General features: G+C 42.1%; 18 protein-coding genes and 1 riboswitch. Of the genes, 4 read left to right on the forward strand and 14 right to left on the reverse strand.

Annotation, left to right across the window (positions count from 1 at the left end; all coding sequences use genetic code 11):
- Positions 1-10: 10 nt before the first annotated feature.
- The gene (locus ACTJJD_RS03090) at positions 11-388 is read left to right on the forward strand and encodes a TIGR04086 family membrane protein (RefSeq protein ID WP_007501492.1); all 378 of its coding nucleotides are present in this window, start codon (positions 11-13) and stop codon (positions 386-388) included.
- A gap of 49 nt (positions 389-437) precedes the next feature.
- On the opposite strand, the gene yajC is transcribed toward ACTJJD_RS03090, so the two are convergent.
- The 7 genes from yajC to ACTJJD_RS03125 all read right to left on the reverse strand — a co-directional run bounded on the left by yajC (position 438) and on the right by ACTJJD_RS03125 (position 5,466).
- A complete protein-coding gene (yajC, locus tag ACTJJD_RS03095; RefSeq protein ID WP_003216659.1) occupies positions 438-704 on the reverse strand; it encodes a preprotein translocase subunit YajC in 267 nt (88 codons plus the stop codon).
- Positions 705-751: 47 nt separating this feature from the next.
- On the reverse strand, positions 752-1,897 hold the full coding sequence (tgt, locus tag ACTJJD_RS03100; protein ID WP_008342748.1) for a tRNA guanosine(34) transglycosylase Tgt: 1,146 nt from the start codon (positions 1,895-1,897) through the stop codon (positions 752-754).
- 31 nt (positions 1,898-1,928) lie between these two features.
- A complete protein-coding gene (gene queA, locus ACTJJD_RS03105) occupies positions 1,929-2,957 on the reverse strand; it encodes a tRNA preQ1(34) S-adenosylmethionine ribosyltransferase-isomerase QueA (RefSeq protein WP_431793892.1) in 1,029 nt (342 codons plus the stop codon).
- A 34-nt stretch (positions 2,958-2,991) separates the two neighbouring features.
- On the reverse strand, positions 2,992-3,192 hold the full coding sequence (locus ACTJJD_RS03110) for a DUF2905 domain-containing protein (RefSeq protein WP_008342752.1): 201 nt from the start codon (positions 3,190-3,192) through the stop codon (positions 2,992-2,994).
- A complete protein-coding gene (ruvB, locus tag ACTJJD_RS03115) occupies positions 3,185-4,189 on the reverse strand; it encodes a Holliday junction branch migration DNA helicase RuvB (RefSeq protein ID WP_007501501.1) in 1,005 nt (334 codons plus the stop codon). The genes ACTJJD_RS03110 and ruvB overlap by 8 nt, the downstream gene beginning before the upstream one ends.
- Positions 4,190-4,200: 11 nt before the next feature.
- The gene (ruvA, locus tag ACTJJD_RS03120; protein WP_173408156.1) at positions 4,201-4,806 is read right to left on the reverse strand and encodes a Holliday junction branch migration protein RuvA; all 606 of its coding nucleotides are present in this window, start codon (positions 4,804-4,806) and stop codon (positions 4,201-4,203) included.
- 147 nt (positions 4,807-4,953) lie between these two features.
- Positions 4,954-5,466 carry an intercompartmental signaling factor BofC gene (locus ACTJJD_RS03125; RefSeq protein ID WP_008342756.1) on the reverse strand — a complete coding sequence of 171 codons (513 nt, stop codon included), beginning with the start codon at positions 5,464-5,466 and terminating at the stop codon, positions 4,954-4,956.
- 226 nt (positions 5,467-5,692) lie between these two features.
- On the opposite strand from ACTJJD_RS03125, the gene ACTJJD_RS03130 reads away from it, so the two are divergent.
- On the forward strand, positions 5,693-6,337 hold the full coding sequence (locus ACTJJD_RS03130) for a serine/threonine protein kinase (protein ID WP_017358124.1): 645 nt from the start codon (positions 5,693-5,695) through the stop codon (positions 6,335-6,337).
- A 232-nt stretch (positions 6,338-6,569) separates the two neighbouring features.
- On the opposite strand, the gene ACTJJD_RS03135 is transcribed toward ACTJJD_RS03130, so the two are convergent.
- The gene (locus ACTJJD_RS03135; protein WP_008342761.1) at positions 6,570-6,752 is read right to left on the reverse strand and encodes a hypothetical protein; all 183 of its coding nucleotides are present in this window, start codon (positions 6,750-6,752) and stop codon (positions 6,570-6,572) included.
- A 192-nt stretch (positions 6,753-6,944) separates the two neighbouring features.
- Between ACTJJD_RS03135 and ACTJJD_RS03140 the strand changes: the two genes are divergently transcribed.
- Positions 6,945-7,067, forward strand: a complete 123-nt coding sequence (locus ACTJJD_RS03140; RefSeq protein ID WP_436482096.1) for a hypothetical protein — start codon at positions 6,945-6,947, stop codon at positions 7,065-7,067.
- Positions 7,068-7,124: 57 nt separating this feature from the next.
- On the opposite strand, the gene thiC is transcribed toward ACTJJD_RS03140, so the two are convergent.
- Positions 7,125-8,885, reverse strand: a complete 1,761-nt coding sequence (gene thiC, locus ACTJJD_RS03145; RefSeq protein WP_272511749.1) for a phosphomethylpyrimidine synthase ThiC — start codon at positions 8,883-8,885, stop codon at positions 7,125-7,127.
- Positions 8,886-9,010: 125 nt separating this feature from the next.
- Positions 9,011-9,120: riboswitch (TPP riboswitch) on the reverse strand.
- Between the two features lie 238 nt (positions 9,121-9,358).
- On the opposite strand from thiC, the gene ACTJJD_RS03150 reads away from it, so the two are divergent.
- Positions 9,359-9,991, forward strand: coding sequence for a LysE family transporter (locus ACTJJD_RS03150; protein ID WP_440608093.1), 633 nt, complete (start codon positions 9,359-9,361; stop codon positions 9,989-9,991).
- A 46-nt stretch (positions 9,992-10,037) separates the two neighbouring features.
- Here the strand turns inward: ACTJJD_RS03150 and ACTJJD_RS03155 are convergent, their stop codons facing one another.
- The 5 genes from ACTJJD_RS03155 to nadB all read right to left on the reverse strand — a co-directional run bounded on the left by ACTJJD_RS03155 (position 10,038) and on the right by nadB (position 15,659).
- A complete protein-coding gene (locus ACTJJD_RS03155) occupies positions 10,038-10,658 on the reverse strand; it encodes a YhcN/YlaJ family sporulation lipoprotein (RefSeq protein ID WP_017367717.1) in 621 nt (206 codons plus the stop codon).
- 133 nt (positions 10,659-10,791) lie between these two features.
- Entirely contained in the window at positions 10,792-12,015 is a 1,224-nt protein-coding gene (safA, locus tag ACTJJD_RS03160) for a SafA/ExsA family spore coat assembly protein (RefSeq protein WP_440608094.1), read from the reverse strand.
- 131 nt (positions 12,016-12,146) lie between these two features.
- A complete protein-coding gene (nadA, locus tag ACTJJD_RS03165; RefSeq protein WP_440608095.1) occupies positions 12,147-13,256 on the reverse strand; it encodes a quinolinate synthase NadA in 1,110 nt (369 codons plus the stop codon).
- Positions 13,243-14,106, reverse strand: coding sequence for a carboxylating nicotinate-nucleotide diphosphorylase (gene nadC, locus ACTJJD_RS03170; protein ID WP_440608096.1), 864 nt, complete (start codon positions 14,104-14,106; stop codon positions 13,243-13,245). Before nadC ends, nadA begins: the two co-directional genes overlap by 14 nt.
- Positions 14,088-15,659, reverse strand: a complete 1,572-nt coding sequence (gene nadB / locus ACTJJD_RS03175) for an L-aspartate oxidase (RefSeq protein ID WP_440608097.1) — start codon at positions 15,657-15,659, stop codon at positions 14,088-14,090. Before nadB ends, nadC begins: the two co-directional genes overlap by 19 nt.
- Positions 15,660-15,668 lie beyond the last annotated feature (9 nt).

Genomic DNA, 15,668 nt, shown 5'->3' on the forward strand with positions numbered 1-15,668 from the left:
GACGAATCACATGCAGGAAACGAAACAAATAGGAAAAGGCATTTTATCTGGCTTAATTGCTATTTTTGTCGTGATGATTGTCACAAGCTTACTTGTATCACTGATGCTTACCTTCACAAGTATGCAGGAATCATCGTTTAAATGGATGATCATGATCTTGTCCTTTGCGGCACTTTTTCTAGGAGGAATGATTTCTGGAGGGAAAGCAAAGGAACGGGGCTGGCTCATTGGCGCCATGACCTCTTTTATCTTTTCACTCACTGTTTTTTTATTTCAATATTTAGGGTTTGGAGAAACCTTTTCACCAGAACAATTCATCTATCATGCAGCCTTTTTGGGAATTTGTATGCTAGGGGGAATGATTGGCGTTAATCTTCGGGGCAAATAAAAAAAGAGCGAATGATATCGCTCTTTTTTTATCGCTATGTATTGGAGGATTAACCTTTGTCAGCTAATTCTCTAATAGCACGTCGGTCGAAAGTTAAACGGTTGTTTTCGCTTGTTTTGATGACCACTTTTGATTCATCAATGTAGTCGATTTCACCGTGTAAACCACCGATTGTGACGATTTTATCGCCTTTTGATAAAGATTGCTGCATCTGACGCACAGCTTTTTGTTGCTTTTGCTGTGGACGGATTAACAAGAAGTAAAGCACAGCAAACATGACAACAATCATAATGATTGAACCCATACCACCATCCATTCTATCTCACCCCTTTCTAAAGCATTGTAAAGCTTTTCGTTTATGCGTTAAAAGTTTTTCGCATTCGGCTTGTTAAAGCCATAACGCTCAAAAAACTCTTCTCTAAAATCACCTAAACGATCCTCACGGATAGCTTCTCTCACTTGCTCCATTAATTTTAACAGAAAATGAAGATTATGATAAGTTGTTAATCGAATTCCGAACGTCTCATTTGTACGGATCAAATGTCTAATATAAGCGCGTGTGTAATTTTTACATGTGTAGCAGTCACAGTTTTCATCGATTGGTCTGAAATCACGCTCATATTTAGCATTTTTCACAACAAGGCGTCCTTCACTTGTCATGAGCGTACCATTTCTTGCAATTCGCGTTGGCAGTACACAGTCAAACATATCGACACCGCGGATCGCACCGTCAATTAATGAATCTGGTGAGCCAACACCCATTAAGTATCTTGGCTTGTCATCCGGTAAAAATGGCGTTGTGAACTCCAGCACACGGTTCATCACGTCTTTAGGTTCACCAACAGATAAACCTCCAATGGCATAGCCTGGGAAATCAAGTGAAACAAGATCTTTTGCACTTTGTTTACGAAGCTCTTCGTATTCTCCGCCCTGTACAATGCCAAACAGTCCTTGATCCTCTGGACGCTGGTGCGCTGTTAAGCAGCGCTCTGCCCATCTGCTTGTCCGCTCTACAGAACGTTTCATATAATCGTACTCTGCTGGGTACGGAGGACATTCGTCAAATGCCATCATAATATCTGAGCCGAGCGCATTTTGAATCTCCATCGCTTTTTCAGGAGAAAGGAACAACTTATCTCCATTTAAGTGATTACGGAAGTGAACGCCTTCCTCTTCAATTTTTCTAAATTCACTTAAAGAAAACACTTGGAATCCGCCTGAATCAGTGAGAATCGCTCGATCCCAGTTCATAAATTTGTGCAGGCCGCCTGCTTCTTTGACAATGTCATGCCCAGGGCGCAGCCATAGATGATACGTATTGCTTAAAATAATGCCTGCTTCCATTGCTTTTAACTCTTCAGGCGCCATTGTTTTCACTGTAGCCAGTGTACCAACTGGCATAAATACAGGTGTTTCAAAGGAGCCGTGCGGTGTATGAACGCGTCCAAGACGTGCACCTGTTTGTTTGCATGATTTAATGAACTCATAACGTATCGGTAATTGCGACAAAAATGAGCCCTCCTGTCTTTGTTGTATGATGTTATTGAATCAGCATGGCATCGCCAAAACTGAAGAATCGGTATTCCTCTTTTACAGCCTCATTGTACGCTTTTAGGACGTGTTCTCGTCCAGCTAATGCACTGACAAGCATAATTAAAGACGATTTTGGCAAGTGGAAATTCGTGATCATGCCATCAATTGCCTTAAATGTATAACCTGGATAAATAAAAATCGACGTCCAGCCGCTTGACGCTTTGAATTCCCCATCATAAGCACTTGCAATGGTTTCAAGCGTTCTTGTCGAAGTTGTTCCGACTGAAATAATCCGCCCGCCTTCTTTGCGCACGCGATTAAGCTCTTCTGCCGTTTCTTCATTCATTTCGTAAAACTCTGCGTGCATTTCATGTTCTTCAATGCGTTCAGCACTGACCGGTCGAAATGTGCCAAGTCCTACATGGAGCGTAATAAACGCAATATGCACTCCTTTTGCTTTCAGTTCATCCAGCAGTTCATTTGTAAAGTGAAGACCGGCAGTAGGCGCAGCAGCCGAACCAACCTCTTTGGAATAAACGGTTTGATAACGCTCACGATCGTCAAGCTGCTCTTTAATGTACGGAGGCAGCGGCATTTCACCTAAAGATTCAAGTACTTCATAAAAAATGCCTGTATACTGAAACTCAACTTTTCTTCCGCCATGTTCCAGTTCCTCTGTACATACCGCTTTTAATCGTCCATCACCAAATGTAATGACTGTTCCGTTTTTCACACGTTTTGCTGGTTTCACGAGCGTTTCCCATTTGTCTCCTTCTTCTTGTTTCAAAAGAAGCAGCTCCACTTTAGCACCCGTATCCTCTTTCGTTCCAAACAGACGTGCAGGCAATACACGTGTATTGTTTAAAACGAGACAATCACCCTTTTGAAAGTAATCTGTGATTTGCGAGAATGTATCATGTGTGATGTCACCTGTTTGTTTATGTAAGACCATCAGTCTTGATGCATCTCGTTTTTCAAGCGGCACTTGTGCAATCAATCTTTCTGGTAAATCAAAATCAAATAGTTCTAACTTCATTTCCTTCACCTATTCTGTAGTTAACTAGTTAACGTTATTTCATCCGTCCGAAGACATTGAGTAAAATGGTTAGGACGATGCTAATGACAATGCATGTAATCACAGGAAAAAAGAACGTTACGTTCCCTTTTTTCACGAAAATATCGCCTGGAAGTTTCCCAACCAATTGAAACACTAAACCTGCGGCAAAAAGGACACCACCTAAAATCATCAACATTTTAGGGAATTCAGTCACGAATCGGAACCTCCATATGAAAATGTTCATACGCTTCTCTTGTGACGACCCGCCCTCTTGGTGTTCTTTGCAGAAAACCAATTTGCAGTAAATACGGTTCGTACACATCTTCAATCGTATGTGATTCTTCTCCAATTGTCGCTGAGATCGTATCAAGTCCAACAGGACCGCCTCTAAATTTTTCAATCATACTTAAAAGCAGCTTATGATCGATATGATCAAGTCCGAGTCTGTCAACTTGCAGACGCTCAAGAGCATCTTCTGCAATGTCTTGTGTGATCGCATGATTTCCGAGCACCTGCGCAAAATCTCTTACTCTTCTGAGCAAACGATTGGCGACCCTCGGTGTGCCTCTAGATCTTCTTGCAATCTCTTCAGCTGAACGAATGTCGATCCCAATCTCAAACAGCTCGGCTGTTCTTGCTACAATGTGAGCCAAATCTCTTTGCTCATAGTATTCCAATCTTGCATGAACCCCAAACCTATCACGAAGCGGCGCTGTTAAAAGCCCAACACGGGTTGTAGCACCTACAAGCGTAAATGGCGGTAAATCAAGCCGCACAGAGCGTGCTGTATCTCCTTTTCCAATCACGATATCTAGACAAAAGTCCTCCATCGCTGGATATAGCACTTCCTCTATTGAACGCTGCAAGCGATGAATTTCATCAATAAACAGAACATCGCCAGGTTCAAGAGATGTTAAGATCGCCGCCAAATCGCCAGGACGTTCAATCGCCGGTCCAGACGTTGTACGCAGCTGAACATTCATTTCATTGGCAATGATCGACGCAAGCGTTGTTTTCCCAAGTCCCGGCGGTCCATATAAAAGGACGTGATCCAGTGTTTCCTGCCTCATTCGGGCAGCTTCAATAAATACGCTGAGATTATCCTTTACTTTCTGCTGGCCAATATATTGACTAAGCGTCTGTGGACGCAGACTTTGCTCAATGGCTGATTCATGGTTGTCTGCTTCAGTTGAGACGAGCCGTTCATCCATGAGACATCACCCTATTTCAACATTTTTTGTAAAGCTTTTTTCACATATTGATCGGTTGTAAGATTCTTCTCTTCTTTTAATAAAGGAAGAACCTTTTTGATTTCACGATCACCATACCCAAGGACACTTAAAGCTTCAACCGCTTCATCTAAAGCGCTTTGCTGTGTTTCAACCTGAATATGATCCTCGTGGTTAAATAAGTTTCCTATCATTTCAGGCACCACATCTGCGAGCTTCCCTTTCAGATCTAGAATGATCTGACGTGCTGTTTTTTTGCCAACACCCGGGAATTTAATGAGGAAAGCTTCATCCTCTCGTTCGATCGCTGAAATGACAGCGCCAGGGTCACCGGAAGCAAGAATCGCAAGCGCCCCCTTCGGTCCAATCCCTGTGACATTTAACAGTTTTGTGAACAACGCTTTTTCTTCTCGTGTTTGGAATCCATATAACGAAAAAGCGTCTTCCTTTATGTAATGATACGTATAAATCGTTTCTTGTTTTGATACTCGATAGATAAACGGATTTGGGGTATAGACTTGATATCCCACTCCGCCGTTTTCAATGACAACATATTGCGGGCACACATAATCAATGGTCCCTTTTACAAACTCTATCACCGTTTTCACCTCTTTGACTGTTCTCCATTGTAACATAAATCGAAGAGAAAACCGTAATAAAAGTTAACATACGTTCGCTCAGCCTTTTTTCATAGTCAACCCATGAAAAAGAGCTTGCGGTCTTCACACCAGCAAGCTGTCATACGATTAAAACGATTGTTCATTTCGGTAAGGTTTCATGACTTCAAGCACATGCTCAAATTCATCTTTTGTTCGAAATGGAATGCCTTGTGCAAGCTGCTGCTCTACATGACTTTCCAAGCGGGACGTATCAATTTGAAAAAAGAGATGAATAGGCTCCGCCCACCCGTCAGGCCTTCCATGAAACGTAGAAATCACGCCGTCTTCTGATAATCCGATATATCCATTTGCTTTACTCAAAGGCGATATATCGTCAATTTGCTTTCTAAAAAGGGCAAAATCCTCTCGCTGTTCTACCAATGTCCAGCCCTTATACTGGGCCCAAAATGTGTCTTTGTCTTCTAATGATGCCCGCTGTCTTTCAATACTTACATCGCCGTCTAGATAGACCTTTTCAAGCTGAACGTTGATGGTTTTTGACTCTTTTTGCAAGTGTTCTGCTGCTTCCATATCAACAGCGAAAAAGAGTACACTTGTCATGATAAGTCCTGTAACGAAATACTTTATTTTCACTTTCACTATTTACACCTCTTTAGAACATAAGATCGATGCATGACATATGTAGTTTGACCCATTTTGCTACACATTAACCAAATCGATGTCTTGACACATATTGAGAGTCTTTCGTTGTATCCTTCGTGCGTAAATGTTATGTTTTATACAATCCATTGCTCTACCGAATTACATGGTTTTTTCATCATTCGTTTTTCAGCCGCATAAACTGAAACCAAAGAAGGTGAAGTCAATGTCAGATGTCAAAAGATTAGCCGAATCGATTCAGTATCAAGAAGAAAAGCGTTTTAATAAGCTCGTCTTTAAACCGGCTGAGCTTGAGCTGTGCGGCAAAGGAAGAAGTGCCTATGTATTTTCATACAAAAAAGACGGCAAAAAAATGGCGTTAAAAGTCTTTTTTCCTTCTTATCGAAACATCGCCCGCAAAGAGGCTGCAATTTATGAAAAACTTTCCGGCTCCTCCTATTATCCTGAGATTTACGAGTCTGGGGATCAGTATATTTTAATGGAATATATTAAAGGTTATACTTTCTATGAATGCCTGACAAAAGGAATTCCGATCAAAAAACAAATGATTGAACAAGTAGATGATGCATTGGAAGAAGCACGCGCGAAAGGTTTAAATCCTTCTGATATTCATCTGCGAAATTTAATTTTAACAAAGGATGGCCGCGTCAGGGTCATTGACGTCGCCCGCTTCACGCAAACGAAAACATGTCATCAATGGGATGATTTAAAAGCTGCATACGCCTATTATCAAAAACCTTTTTTCCCTAAAAAAGCGCCGCGTCTGTGGCTTGAAGTGATTGCCTATTTGTATAAGAAAAACTGGCTGTCTCGAAGTCAGCTGAACAATCGAAATGATTTTACTGCATAATGAAAGCCGCTCGAAAAGAGCGGCTTTCAGATTGTTGACAAAGGGCTAAAATGAACTTTATTTTAGCCCTTTGTCTTCTTTTCAGCGTGATAGAAAACCTTTGCAGTCTAGGAAGGACGAGTACCGGCGCGGAGCGAATTTGACATTCGTGAGCACCGGCACGCAGGACTGACACCGAATGCGAGGGTTTGTCTACACGCTGAAAGCCGCTCTCTTTGAGCGGCTTTTCGTTTTATTCTGTTTCTACATGGATACTATTCACATTTAATAGGTTAATGATTTCATTATTCAGCTTAAACCAATGATTGGCTTCCTCAATTTTTTTATACACATCATAGGTAGCTGGACGTTTCAGCTCGAAATCGAGCACTTCCCCATTGTTCATATGAAATGTTACCTTAAATACTTTCATCATAAGATCACCTTCCACTCTGTCTTGTTCACTAACCGGATCGGTCAGCTCTTTTCATTCATTCTCTATTCAATCCGTTTCCCCTGCTTCTTTCCTTCTAAACACAAGAAGTTTAAATTTTGTTTAAATTCGCACAACATATCTATCTATATACTCTTCAAAAGAAGTATATTGAATGAAAAGGAGGCTGCCTTTATGAAACAAAAGAAAAAACGAACATCTCCAGAGAGACAAACAGTCCTGTTTCATTTAACAGATGCCTCATCCCAAGTATTGAAACGATGGCGATTGCAGTTAGAGCATTTTTGCACCTCGTGAGAAAAGCCATTTCAGCCGTTTTATAAAAACCCCGCACTAGAGGAGTGCGAGGTTTTTTTAGGATTGGTAGATTTGACTTCCTTGACTGATAAACTCTTTTGCCTTCTTCTCCATCTCTCTTTTCACTTCTTCTGATTGGTTGCGGATGTCATGAGATATTTTCATACTGCAAAACTTTGGTCCACACATGGAACAGAAGTGAGCAGTTTTAGCACCTTCAGCAGGCAATGTTTCATCATGGAATGCCAGCGCTCGTTCTGGATCAAGTGACAGGTGAAATTGATCCCGCCATCTGAATTCAAATCTCGCTTTCGATAAGGCATCATCACGCTTTTGAGCAGCAGGATGTCCTTTTGCTACATCAGCTGCATGTGCAGCAATTTTATAAGCGATGACGCCTTCTCTTACATCTTCTTTGTTCGGCAGACCTAAATGCTCTTTTGGTGTCACATAGCACAGCATGGCTGTTCCGTACCAGCCGATCATCGCCGCACCGATTGCGGATGTAATATGATCATATCCCGGTGCAATATCTGTTGTTAGAGGGCCTAACGTATAAAAAGGTGCCTCTTTGCATATCTCCATCTGCTTATCGACATTCTCTTTGATTTTATCCATTGGAACATGACCAGGTCCTTCAATCATGACCTGTACATCATGTTTCCAAGCGATCTCTGTCAATTCCCCTAACGTTTCGAGTTCTGCAAACTGCGCTTCGTCATTTGCGTCCGCAATGGATCCAGGTCTGAGCCCGTCCCCAAGCGAAAAGGCAATGTCATATGTTTTCATGATTTCACAAATTTCTTCAAAATGGGTATACAGAAAGTTCTCTTGATGATGAGCGAGACACCATCTTGCCATAATGGCTCCGCCTCTGGAAACAATTCCTGTGACCCGGTCGACTGTGAGCGGAATATACCTTAACAGGACGCCCGCATGAATGGTGAAGTAGTCAACCCCTTGCTCTGCCTGTTCAATTAATGTGTCTCGGTATACTTCCCACGTCAAATTTTCTGCGATTCCATTCACTTTTTCAAGTGCTTGATAAATCGGGACAGTTCCTACTGGGACTGGGCAATTGCGGATAATCCATTCTCTCGTTGTATGAATGTCCTTTCCTGTAGACAGGTCCATCATCGTATCTGCCCCCCATCTAATTGCCCATGTCATCTTCTCCACCTCTTCTTCAATGGACGATGTCACAGCTGAATTGCCAATATTCGCATTAATTTTCACGTGAAAATTCTTTCCGATGATCATCGGCTCACTTTCAGGATGGTTGATATTCGCTGGAATGACCGCTCTCCCACTAGCCACTTCCTCTCTAACAAACTCAGGACTTAGCTGTTCTCTCAAAGCGATAAACTCCATTTCAGGCGTAATGATGCCCTTTTTTGCATAATGCATTTGCGTCACACAAGCACCTTTTTTCCCGCGGAGCGGTATATGATGAAAATCTGTCTGGACAGCTTGAAAGGATTCTTTCACATTCAAGCGATATCCATTATCTTCTGGCTTTACTTGACGCCCTTCATAGCTTTCAGTATCTTCTCTTTCTTTAATCCATGCTGATCTCAGGCGCTTTAATCCCTTTGTGACATCAATATGAGCCTCCTCATCTGTATACGGTCCACTTGTATCGTACACACGAATCGGTTCATTTTGGATATCACCTGCTTGTGTCACTGTATTTGTGAGCACAATTTCTCTTTTTGGCACCAAAATGTCAGGTCTTGAGCCTTGTTCATATACCTTTCGACTGCCTTCAAAGTTTGATAATAAAAATTGCGTTGATGGAACATTTGTCTTTTCATTCATTTGCTGTTCTCTCCTTCTTTTCGTGTCACCGGACAGGATGGAATCAGCACCAGCAAAAAACCAGATTCTATGTAAAGAACCTGGTTTCGTCGTCAGAAAAAACATGTATGCCATTCATATGGCACATGTATCATCTTCAACTTCCCCACGCTGGTACGAGCCAGATCAGGTCCAAAGGGTTAAGAAGCTTGTCTTCTCTCTCAGCCCGCATTTCCGGGCACCCCTAGTCACTTATATTGATTTCCACAACAGTGTAGCATAGCTGAGAAATGAAAAAAAGAAGTTTCAGGAAAATAGTTCCTTTCCCCTACAATGAATACATGATCTTCACGATATACATCTTTCTATACACGATCTATCTCTCTCATTTCGATTAAATCAGAAATAATCATTGATCCTTTTCTCCTATTATGTATAATTAATCTAAACGGAGAATTTTTATACAAACATGATTCAAAGGAAGTTCTAGTCGATTGCAAACATTTCTTACATTTATCGTCGTTGGATTCTCAATTGCTCTACCTGTTGGAGCGATCACGGTTGAAATGACAAAGCAGGGATTAAAAAACGGATTCTTTCATGGATTAACTGTAGGCGCTGGTGGTATGACCATCGATATATTGCTCATCTTGGCTTTATATGCTGGATTTGCTCAATTTTTATCTTTGCCCTTTATCCAAATTCCGCTCTGGCTGATCGGTGCCATCTTTTTAATGATTCTTGCCTACGATTCGATTAAAAATGCGGATCAAGACATCCATTTAGCAGGAGAAAAAGTGAATAAATCATTCGCTAAAACATACCGAAATGGGCTGCTCGTCGCGGTATCCCCTGGAAACCTTGTGTTCTGGGTATCTGTGTTTGGTGCTGTACTGGCAGATGCTTATAAAAATACAAATTCATCTGAATTTATATTGGCTGCTGCGGGTATTTTGGCAGGAATTCTTCTTCATGACATCGGTCTTCTCTCGATTGTTTCCCTAACAAGAAAAGTGATGAACCGAACCATGATTAAGTGGACATCCATTATTGCCGGTATTTTATTACTTGGATTTGGCTGTTATTTCTTTTATGAATTTTATATCGGGATCAAAGTTTATTTTTAAAGAAAGGCTAAAGTTCGTCATGAACTTTAGCCTTTTTTATTCCAGCTTATCGGGTCATGCCTGTCTGACCTGTTTCAAATTGCGTTTTTCTCATATCTCTGAAGCGTGTAAATGCGCCTTCGTCTTTAATGACTTGGACAGCTCTACCATCTGCATAACGAGTCGCTGCTTCTTCTACTTGTGATACACCCTCTGATGTCAAGCGCCCATCTGTTTTAAGAGCAATATACACATTTTCATCCGTCACCATAACTTGTGAGTCTGTCACATGGTTCATTTTGTTCACTCGGTTGGCGATTTTTCTTGAACGCTGGATGTTCTCTTGTTTATCGTAGCCAGAGAACGACATTTGGTTATGATAGTTCATATCTCCATGACTGTAGCGTCCATCTCCACCAGTAAGCGGCATTCTCACTTGATCCTGTGTAGGGCGTGAACGATAATCAACATTCGTTGTATTTCTTCCGTTCATTCCCTCCATAAGCTCAGAAACCGGTCCTTGATGATCTTGATTGTTGTCTGTTGCCTGTTGATTGGAGTGGTATCCAACTGGCTGACCTGATTGATTATGTCGTGTATCTACACCCGCATTGTTATTTGTACCACATGCCGTTAATCCAATAGGTAAAAGCACTAAGGCGATTGTTTTTTGCCATTTTTGTCTCAAACGAAAAACCCCCTGTACAAATTGAATCTCATGAGCGCAAAACAGGCTCTGTATTAGCATGTACAGTTGAGGACAAAAACAAGCTGTCAGTTATAAACAAAAAAAGGAACGATTGAGATCGTCCCTTGTGTCATTAATCTTCTTCGTCTTCTTCTGGTCTTGCAAAGACAGATGGGTTTTGATAAGGCTGCTGCATATAAGGCTGTGCTGGATAAGCACCCATTTGACCATATGGAACAGGGTTTGGATAATGTCCAGGCCATGGTTGATGATGCTTCATCCCATCATCGCATCCGCAGTCTTCCTTGCCATATGCTTCATTTGGAGCGTTTGGAGCGTTTGGATAAAAGCCTTGATTGGCATTGGCATTGGCATTGGCATTTGCATTGGCATTTGCGCCTGCATTTGGATGCATATGGTGGTGCCAGTGATGCCCATCGTTTGCATGATGCTCATGATGTTCACCGTAATAAGCCGGTGCTTGATACGCAGGATAATAAGGCTGAGCCGCCGGGTAAGGGTACGGCATCATGTGATGGTGATAATACGGCTGTACCGGATAACAAAGGCCTGATCCCGGTAAAATAGGAGAAGCGGGTACCATTTGCTGCGGATATGGATACATTGCTGGCATGTAATGACCATAACCATAATAAGGATCATATGACTCTTGATGATGGTGGTGATGCTCTTTATTTTCAGCCATGCCCCCTACTGCTGCCCCTCCAACATTCGGCATTTGCGGGAAATTAGGAAGGTTTGGGTAATTACTATGTTCCATTTCTTTTCCCTCCTCTTTTTGATGTGGGATATGAATGAATGGATCATATCCCTTTGCCACTTCATCTTTGAAATGATCCTTATTTTCATGATGAAAATGGTCCTTGTGATCTTTATGATCCTTTTTCTCATGAACATGATCTTTCTTTTCATGAACGTGATCTTTTTTCTCATGATGTTCTTTTTTGGGAGGAGGCGTGAATGGCTGGTAGAGATTCGTCTGATAATAGTTTACATCAACTTGTGGAAAAACTGGCTGTTCAATCTTTGGTACTGGTGGCACATAAGGTACCGGTTCATTCGGCTTTTCCTTCGGCTTCGTATCTTGAACTTGCACGACATCCTTTGGCTTTTCTTTTACATACGGGTGTTCTTTTGCTTTTGGCATTTCTTTTGCTTTGTGATGATCGGTTTTCACAGGAACACCACTAGATGGAATTTTGATTTTCATTCCTGGCATGATCAAATCTGGATTACTGAGCTGCGAATTTAATTTTTTCAATTCTTGAAAGTCGACTCCGTACTTCTTTGAAATTTTCCAAAGGGAGTCTCCTTTTTGCACAATATGAATTTTCAACGTTTTCCCCTCCTATGCAAAACGTGAACGTAGCGGTTATGTCAGAAGTACAATATGTTTCAACATAAATTTATGCCTATTTACAAGCCGATATGATAAAAACTTGTTTTCTGATAGGAGGGGACACTTCATTATTTAATGGTGAGCATCTTATTTAAAGCGAGCAATGCCTCTTTTGTCGTCTCTTCATTCACTTGAATCAAACCGACCGGCTCCCCTTTTTCAATGCTTTCAAGTGACCATAGTAGATGAGGCAGATCAATACGGTTCATTGTCAAACATGGACACATATCTGGATTAAGGGATTCGATTTGTTTGTCAGGGTGCTGGTCAATGATGCGTTTCACTAAATTCATTTCTGTTCCAATGGCCCACTTGCTTCCTGCTGGTGCCTGCTTGATCGTATCGATAATAAATTTCGTTGAACCAGCTAGATCAGATGCCTTTACGACTTCATGCGTACACTCTGGATGAACAAGAATCTGTATGTCACGGTCTCGTTTTCTCGTTTGTTCAATATTCTCAATGGTAAATTTCTCATGAACAGAGCAATGACCTTTCCATAAAATCATTTTGATTCGATGAAGCGGTTGGTCGGTGATGAGCTTTTCTTCTATTTGATCCCAGACAGCCATTTCCTCTAGCGGAATCCCTAAATCATAGGCCGTATTACGCCCTAAATGCTGATCAGGAAGAAAAAGAATCCGCTCTTTTTGGGTCAGCGCCCACTCCAATACTTTTTTAGCGTTTGAAGATGTGACAGTCGATCCGCCATGTTTGCCGACAAATGCTTTAATATCAGCCGTTGAGTTTACATAAGTCAGCGGAAGGATCGTATCTCCAAACAGCTCAGTGAGCTTATCCCACGCCCTGTCTGTTTGTTTCATATTCGCCATATCTGCCATTGAACAACCTGCTCTCATATCTGGCAAAAAGACGTGCTGATTCTTTTTTGATAGCATATCGGCCGTTTCTGCCATAAAATGAACCCCGCAAAATACAATGTATTCTGCTTCGTGATTGTCAGCAGCAATTTGTGCAAGCTGCAATGAATCACCTGTCACATCAGCAAATTGGATGACTTCATCTTTTTGATAATGATGACCTGGTATAAAAAGCTTTGATCCAAAGGCGCGTTTAATCTCTAATACTCTCTCTTTCATTTCATCATAAGAGCGCTGTTTATATTCATCTGGCATCACGACTGTATGCTGCGCTGCTAACACATCAAGCATGGACATGAGTCGTTCCCCCTTTATGGCTGAATTCCATATTCATACTAAAATCGAATGATGGAGCAGAATGTGTGAGGAATCCAAGTGAAATAAGGTCTACACCTGTCCCCCGGTAGTTAGCCACATTCTCCAACGTGATACCGCCTGATGCCTCTGTCAATATGGTTTCAGGGGTCATTTGTATAAAGCGCTTCACTTCGTCAGGAGAGCAGTTGTCAAACATGATGACATCTGCTTTGGCATCAATGGCTTCCATCAGCTGTGCTTCTGATTCAATTTCCACTTCAATTTTCACCATATGACCGGCGTATGCTCTTGCTTTCTCCACAGCTTCCCTGATAGAACCACAAGCCGCAATATGATTATCTTTAATCATCACCCCATCGGATAAGCCGAAACGATGATTCTTTCCGCCTCCGACTTTTACTGCGTACTTCTCCAGCATTCGCAAACCGGGTGTCGTCTTTCTCGTATCACAAATCGTAATAGATGGATCAGCTAATCGCTCTACTGCTTCATGCGTTAGTGTAGCAATCCCTGTCATTCTTTGCAGGATATTCAACACCACCCGCTCCCCTTTCAGCAAGTCGTTGACGGGGCCTGTTATTTGTGCCAGTACAGCCCCTTCATGAATCCAATCACCTTCTTGGAAGAACAGCTCAGTTTGAACTTGTTCATTCAGCAGTTTGTATCCCATATCAATAACTTGCGTCCCGGCCAATACGCCTGATTGTTTCGCCATGATGTAAGCTGTTCCTTTCTTGTCTCCAAAGATGGCATCAGCGGATACATCTCCAAACCCAATATCTTCTTTTAAAAAATGAGTGAGCATTTGCTTTAACTGTAAACGTTCCATTTGGCACCAATCCTTTCATTTTTTACGATATAAATATGACCCTGTTCATGTACAATCTGTTTTGCTCGCCACGAAGCATCGTGCCGATTTGGATAATCGGTGCGATAATGACCGCCCCTACTTTCTGTTCTGAGTAATGCGGATTTGACAAGGCATATGGCTAAAGCCCATTGATTAGTTATTTCGATCTGTTCATTTGTGATATTCTTCACATTAATTTGCTGAAAAGAGACTTGTTCTAAATGATCGAGCAAAGTCTGTAAGCCTTTCTCATCTCTCACAATTGCGGCATATGCTGTCATCCATTTTCTGAGCTGAGCCTGTGAAACCGTTGGGACAGACCATACTTCTTGAATGGAAAGAGCAGGGTTTTTATCTTGCTGGGCTTGCAACCGCTCAACATACCGTGCCGCCTTGTTTCCTAAAACGAGACCTTCTAAGAGCGAATTACTTGCCAGTCGATTGGCGCCGTGTAAACCTGTACAAGCTGCTTCACCAATGGCGAAAAGTGATGGAACTGTTGTTTCTCCATGTTCATTCACCTTAATTCCACCCATTAAAAAGTGCATACCGGGTGAAACTGGCAGCCTTCCGCTTGCCATATCAACTCCCGCACGCTGACACATCGAAGCAATCGCAGGAAAACGTGCAGAAAAACGCGGAATATCACGGATGTTCAGATAAATGGAATGACCGAGTTGCTGCTCATGGAAAATGGTCCTTGCCACCACATCTCTAGGCGCTAAATCGCTCTGCGGGTGGATTCCTTTCATGATCCGCCTGCCTAATTCATCTTCTAAATAGGCGCCCTCTCCTCTGACTGCCTCTGATACGAGACCGATCGCTTTACCTGAAGTGGTCAAAAGGGTCGGATGGAATTGCACAAATTCGAGATCTACTAGCTGTGCCCCTGCGCGATAGGCCATCATCAGACCATCTCCTGTCACAGACGGATCATTTGTGTTTGTTTCATATAAGGATCCACAGCCGCCAGTGGATAATACAACTGCATCTGCGGTCATTGTATGTACATGACCTTTTTCGTCTTTCCACACAACACCGGTACATATCCCTTCATGAACTAATAGATCCATGACATGATGGTTTTCGTATACATGAATGTGTGAGCCGAGCTTCTCTTTCAAAAACTGCACGAGGGTTTTTCCCGTTTGATCTCCTCCTGCATGCAGAATACGATGGGTCGTATGGGCTCCCTCTTTACCTAACTGCGGAATTCCCGTTTCATCTCGATCAAATGGGCAGCCCTCTTCTACGAGCTTCTTTACAAGATCTTTTCCATGACGGACGATCTCCTGTACAGTTTTGTCATCATTGTGACCACACCCCGCAGCTAAAGTGTCTTGCACATGCTGATCGACAGAATCATGTACGGAAAAGGCTGCAGCGATTCCCCCTTGTGCAAGCATGGAATTACTAGAGGAAAATTGTTTTTTTGTCATCATGATGACTTGGCAGTTCTCTGAGATCGTATTCACAAAGGAAAGAGCCGCAATGCCCGACCCCACCACAATGACTTTTTTGATAGATGACACAATCGCCCC

The organism is Bacillus sp. 22446, assembly GCF_052044955.1.
GTDB lineage: Bacteria > Bacillota > Bacilli > Bacillales > Bacillaceae > Bacillus > Bacillus altitudinis.